The sequence below is a fragment of the Promicromonospora citrea genome, from assembly GCF_013004695.1.
In the GTDB taxonomy this organism is placed as follows: domain Bacteria; phylum Actinomycetota; class Actinomycetes; order Actinomycetales; family Cellulomonadaceae; genus Promicromonospora; species Promicromonospora citrea.
This window is the reverse complement of record NZ_JABEMG010000201.1, coordinates 1-5407: the sequence shown is the minus strand read 5'-3', so window position 1 is coordinate 5407 and position 5407 is coordinate 1. Positions and strand designations below refer to the sequence as shown.

The following is a 5407-nucleotide window of genomic DNA, read 5'->3' as shown; positions in this document are numbered from 1 at the left end:
CCCTCATGACCCACCGCACCCGCGATCCGATCACTGTTCGCGTTCGCACCCTCGAACTCGTCCGCCACCACCGTCAGACTCGAACCCAGCTCCCGCACCGCATCCAGATCAACCCGCAGATCAGCCACGAGGCACCCCCTCCGCTCGCCGACATCACGTACCCGACCTGCGAGAATACTGACCCGGCGTCGGTAACGCCACGAAAATCTTCACCCGGCGTCCCGGTCCGCCTCGAGAACGACCTGCGGGACGTCTCGCCCGCCGAACCGGTCCCCAGGTCGTTCTCGAAGCGGACCGGCGGGGGAGGAGCCGCGGGTCCACCGGCGGGGAGTGCCGCGGCGGGCGGAACGACTAGACTCGCTGCGCGCCGTCGCGCGTCCCGCGCCGCCGTGCGGCCTGTCCGGGCGTGCCGCGGCCGGACCCACCTTCCGTACGAAAGGAACCTCCCCGTGCTCCGCACCCACACGGCCGGCTCACTGCGGGCCGAGCACATCGGCCAGACCGTCACCCTCACGGGCTGGGTCGATCGCCGCCGTGATCACGGGGGAGTGGCGTTCATCGACCTGCGTGACGCGTCGGGCATCGCCCAGGTCGTCATCCGCGACGAGGAGATCGCGCACCCGTTGCGCTCCGAGTTCGTGCTCCAGGTGACCGGCGAGGTCGGCCGCCGCCCCGAGGGCAACGCCAACCCGAACCTCGCCACGGGCGAGATCGAGGTCGTGGCGTCCGAGGTCGTCACGCTCAACGAGTCGGCCCCGCTGCCGTTCCAGGTGTCCACCGCGCTGGCGGACACCGAGGTCATCGGCGAGGAGGCGCGGCTCCGGCACCGGTACCTCGACCTGCGCCGTCCCGCGCCCGCCCACGCGCTGCGCCTGCGCGCCAAGGCGAACCAGGCCGCGCGGCGCGTCCTCGACGAGCACGACTTCGTCGAGATCGAGACGCCGACCCTCACGCGCTCCACGCCCGAGGGTGCACGCGACTTCCTGGTCCCCGCGCGCCTGGCTCCCGGCTCCTGGTACGCCCTGCCGCAGTCCCCGCAGTTGTTCAAGCAGCTCCTCATGGTCGGCGGCATGGAGCGGTACTACCAGATCGCCCGCTGCTACCGCGACGAGGACTTCCGTGCCGACCGGCAGCCCGAGTTCACGCAGCTCGACGTCGAGATGAGCTTCGTCGACCAGGACGACGTGATCGCCCTCGCCGAGAACATCCTCGCGGCGCTCTGGAGCCTCGTCGGCTACGAGATCACGACGCCGATCCCGCGCATGACCTACCACGAGGCCATGCGCCTGTACGGCACGGACAAGCCGGACCTGCGCTTCGGCAACCCGATCGTCGAGCTCACGGAGTACTTCGCGAGCACCCCGTTCCGCGTCTTCCAGGCGGAGTACGTGGGCGCCGTCGTCATGAAGGGTGGCGCGTCGCAGCCGCGCCGCCAGTTCGACGCGTGGCAGGAGTGGGCCAAGCAGCGCGGCGCCCGCGGCCTCGCCTACGTCACCTTCTCCGAGGACGGCGAGCTCGGCGGCCCGGTCGCCAAGAACCTGTCCGACGACGAGCGCGCGGGGCTGGCCGCCGCCACGGGCGCCGACCCGGGCGACGCCGTCTTCTTCGCCGCGGGCAAGACGTCGGAGGCGCGCGCGCTGCTGGGTGCCGCCCGCCTGGAGATCGCGCACCGCACGGGCGAGATCGACGAGGACGCCTGGTCGTTCGTGTGGGTCGTCGACGCGCCGCTGTTCAAGCCGGCCGGCGAGGACGACGACGTCGACCTGGGCTCGTCCGCGTGGACCGCCGTGCACCACGCGTTCACGTCGCCGACGCCCGAGTGGATCGACTCGTTCGAGAAGGACCCCGGCGAGGCCCTGGCCTATGCCTACGACATCGTCTGCAACGGCAACGAGATCGGTGGCGGCTCGATCCGTATCCACCGGCGTGACGTGCAGGAGCGCGTGTTCGAGGTCATGGGGATCGGCCAGGAGGAGGCGCAGGAGAAGTTCGGCTTCCTGCTGGACGCCTTCGCGTTCGGCGCACCGCCGCACGGCGGCATCGCGTTCGGCTGGGACCGGATCGTGGCGCTCCTGACGCACTCGGCGTCGATCCGCGACGTCATCGCGTTCCCGAAGTCCGGCGGCGGCTACGACCCGCTCACGGCCGCGCCCGCCCCGATCACGCCGGAGCAGCGCAAGGAGGCCGGTGTGGACGCGGTGCCCGAGGAGGCCGCCGCGGCCCCCTCGGCGTGACCCGTCTGGGCGGGCACGGGCTCGACCACGTCTTCCACACGGTCCGGACCGACCTCCTCGAGGTCGTCCGGACCTGGACGGACAGCCGCGGTCCCGACGACGTCGGGGCGGCCGCCGTCCTGGAGCTCACCGACCCGTCGGGGGAGCGCGCCGGGAGCGTGCTCACCGCGGTCGGTGAGCCGCCGCGCGTGGCCGACCTGCTCACCACGGTGACGCCGGGTGCCGCCGTCCGGGCGGCGTCGGTGACCCGTGGCACCGGGGCCCTCGCCGGGCAGACCCTGTCCGGCTGGGGCCTCGGCCCCGCCTCCACCTGGGACCGCATGGTCACCGAGACGGCACCGAGCGGGGTCGCGCCGGGTCCGGGCGCCGTCGTCGTCGAGCTCGACCTGGAGCGCGACGCGGACGAGGCCGACGCCGTGCTCACCGAGGCCAACCCCGGCACCCTGCACGGCGTGCGGCACCGCCACGCCGACCGCGCCCGCTGGTACGGCGTGCGTGTCGCGGCGGGGGCCGCCGGCGGACCCCTCGTCGCCGTCGGCTCCGCGACGCCGGTGCCCGGCGGTGCGGTGCACCTCGGCGCGATCGGTACCCTGCCCGCGCACCGCGGGCGGGGGTACGGCGGGGCGCTCACCGCGCGGATGACGGCGGACGGCGTCGCCCGCTGCGGGCTGGTGACGCTCGGGATGTACGCGGACAACGACGGCGCGCGGCGCGTCTACGAGCGGCTCGGGTTCGTCGTGGCCCACCGCGTGGAGAGCTGGCGTCCGGCCTGACGGCGTGTTTCCCGCGCGGACCTGCGTCGATGCTGGTTAGGTGGGTGGCAAGGGGCGCCGGTCCCGGTGCCTCGAGGGCCTACACCTGGAGGACGGTCCCATGACCGAGAACACCGGCGGCGCGCCGCGCGACCCCGAGCGGGACGCGGAGACGCCGCCCACGCAACCGCTCGAGCCCATGCCCGGGACGGGCGCGGCGCCCGGTGACGAGACGGCGGCCGAGACGGCGCAGTACCCGCCGCAGGAGGCGCCCCGCTACCCGGCCCAGGACTCCCCGTCGGAGCCGGCGCCCGCCCAGCCCGGCGGCTACGGCGCGTCCGGCGGCTACGCGGCGCCCGCCGCCCCCGTGGCCGCGCAGGGTGGCTGGACGCCGGCGCCACCCAAGAACGACCTGGGCGTGTGGGCCCTCGTCACGGGCATCCTCAGCTACGTCATGTGCCCGCTCGTGCTGGGGGTCGCTGCGATCGTGACGGGCACGATGAGCCGCCGGGCCGCCGACCAGGGCCTGGCGAACAACCGCGGCATGGGCACGGCCGGGCTGATCCTGGGCTGGATCAACGTGGGGCTCGTGCTGCTGGGCATCGCGTTCTTCGTCGTCGCGATCGCCGCGGGGCTCCTGAGCGGTGGGTTCGCCGACTGGGGCGACATGAACGACGTCAACCGCTACAGCGACTACTGAGCCGCGGGCTCGGGGCGCACCCGGAGCGGGCGCACCGCCCGGCCACCTGCGGGGACACGGGGAGTCCTCCCCGTGTGGTGCGCTGCGCCGCGGGTCCGGTGGCCTGTAGGTTAGGGCTTCCGCGTCGGCCCCGCGCCGCGACCCCGTGTCGAGCGGGCAGTTGACCACCCTGAGCAGCTGGCCACGGCCGAGCAGGAGCAAGCAGAGAGGCAGCACGATGACCCAGCCCGACGGCGGACAGTCGCCCTACGACCCGCCGCAGCAGCCCGACCAGGGTGGCCAGGCGCCCGGATCCGTCCCCGGCCAGCCGACACCGTACGACCAGCCCGCCGCCTCGGCCTCGTACGGTCAGCCGGGTCAGCCCGGTCAGCCCGGTCCGACCCCGTACGGCCAGGAGCCCTACGGGCAGTCGCCGGCGCAGCCCGCGTACGCCGGGCAGCCCGGCCCGTACGGCGCCGCGCCCCTGCCGAAGAACGGCCTCGGCGTGTGGTCGCTCGTGCTCGGCATCCTCGCCGTGCTCGGCTGCGGCATCCTGACCGGCATCGCCGCCATCATCCTCGGCCACAAGAGCCGCCGCGCCCAGCGCGAGGGCGAGGCCGACAACGGCGGCATGGGCCTGGCCGGCATCATCACCGGCTGGGTCGGCATCGCGTGGACCACCATCACGGTCGGCCTCTTCGTCGCGGCCACGGTGTTCACCCTCAACGACCCGGCCGTCCGCGACGGGCTGGAGCAGCTGGACACCTACCAGCAGGAGAACGGCGAGCTCCCGACGTCGGACCCGGAGCTCGAGGAGCTCCTCGAGCAGCTCGAGAACGGCTGAGCCGGCCGCGCCCTCGGCACCCAGCACCCAGCACCCCCACACACCGGCCCGCCGCCCCGACGTGAGCATCCCGTCGGGGCCGCGGCGGGCCGGTTCGTCCCTGCGCGTCGCCGCGCGGAAAGGCACGACCGATGACCCAGCCCGACGGGTGGCAGCCCCCCTACGAGCCGCCGGCGAGCAACGGCCCTGAGCAGCCGTCTCCGCAGCAGCCGCAGCAGCCCGAGCAGCCGCAGCACCCCGTACCGCCCGAGCCGTACCCGGGCCACCAGCCCTCGCCCTACTCGCCCCAGCCGTACGGGACCCAGCCCGACCAGCAGCCCTACCAGCCGCAGCCGTACCAGCAGCAGCCCGCTCAGCCGTCGCCCTACCAGCCGCAGCCGGGCGCACAGCCCGGGCAGCCTCCCGCCTACGGCTACCCGCCGCAGACCGGCCCGTACGGGTACGGCGCACCGCTCCCGAAGAACCCGCTGGGCGTGTGGTCCCTGGTGCTCGGCATCGTCGGCGTCGTGCTGACGTGCAGCTGCGGGGTCGGCTTCCTCACCGCGATCCCCGCCGTCATCACCGGCCACCTCAGCCGCAAGGCCCAGCGGGAGGGCCAGGCGGACAACGGCAACCTCGGTCTCGTCGGCCTGATCATCGGCTACGTGGTCGTCGGGCTGACGGTCCTGGGGCTCATCGGGTTCGGGGCCATGTTCAGCATCCCGGAGTTCCGCGAGGGCTTCTTCAGCGAGATGAACAGCTCCGGCTACTAGCCGGCGGTCCCGGCCGACGGCCCGACCCGGTGGGCCGGGTCAGGCCGCGTCGGCCACGTACCCGTCCGGGCGGACCAGGAGCGTCGTGCCGCCGCCGTCGGTGCGGCGGGTCACCACGCGCTCGGCGGGGTCCACCTCGCCGAGCG

The 5407-nt window shown here is 74.1% G+C and carries 5 protein-coding genes; all 5 read left to right on the top strand.

Annotated elements, in window-relative coordinates:
- Positions 1 to 449: 449 nt before the first annotated feature.
- The 5 genes from aspS to HLB15_RS22070 all read left to right on the top strand — a co-directional run bounded on the left by aspS (position 450) and on the right by HLB15_RS22070 (position 5261).
- Positions 450 to 2234 carry an aspartate--tRNA ligase gene (gene aspS, locus HLB15_RS22090; RefSeq protein WP_171108702.1) on the top strand — a complete coding sequence of 595 codons (1785 nt, stop codon included), beginning with the start codon at positions 450 to 452 and terminating at the stop codon, positions 2232 to 2234.
- Positions 2231 to 3007 (top strand): GNAT family N-acetyltransferase, encoded by a 777-nt coding sequence (locus HLB15_RS23845; protein ID WP_212760228.1) that lies wholly within the window; start codon positions 2231 to 2233, stop codon positions 3005 to 3007. Before aspS ends, HLB15_RS23845 begins: the two co-directional genes overlap by 4 nt.
- A 100-nt stretch (positions 3008 to 3107) precedes the next feature.
- Positions 3108 to 3686, top strand: coding sequence for a DUF4190 domain-containing protein (locus HLB15_RS22080; protein ID WP_171108700.1), 579 nt, complete (start codon positions 3108 to 3110; stop codon positions 3684 to 3686).
- A 217-nt stretch (positions 3687 to 3903) separates the two neighbouring features.
- Positions 3904 to 4509, top strand: a complete 606-nt coding sequence (locus tag HLB15_RS22075) for a DUF4190 domain-containing protein (protein ID WP_171108698.1) — start codon at positions 3904 to 3906, stop codon at positions 4507 to 4509.
- A 131-nt stretch (positions 4510 to 4640) separates the two neighbouring features.
- The gene (locus HLB15_RS22070; RefSeq protein ID WP_171108696.1) at positions 4641 to 5261 is read left to right on the top strand and encodes a DUF4190 domain-containing protein; all 621 of its coding nucleotides are present in this window, start codon (positions 4641 to 4643) and stop codon (positions 5259 to 5261) included.
- Positions 5262 to 5407: the final 146 nt, after the last annotated feature.

What these genes read in the sequence shown, in the direction of transcription:
- HLB15_RS22080 (WP_171108700.1), top strand. Translation starts at nt 3,108, where the DNA reads ATGACCGAGAACACCGGCGGCGCGCCGCGCGACCCCGAGCGGGACGCG.
- HLB15_RS22075 (WP_171108698.1), top strand. Translation starts at nt 3,904, where the DNA reads ATGACCCAGCCCGACGGCGGACAGTCGCCCTACGACCCGCCGCAGCAG.
- HLB15_RS22070 (WP_171108696.1), top strand. Translation starts at nt 4,641, where the DNA reads ATGACCCAGCCCGACGGGTGGCAGCCCCCCTACGAGCCGCCGGCGAGC.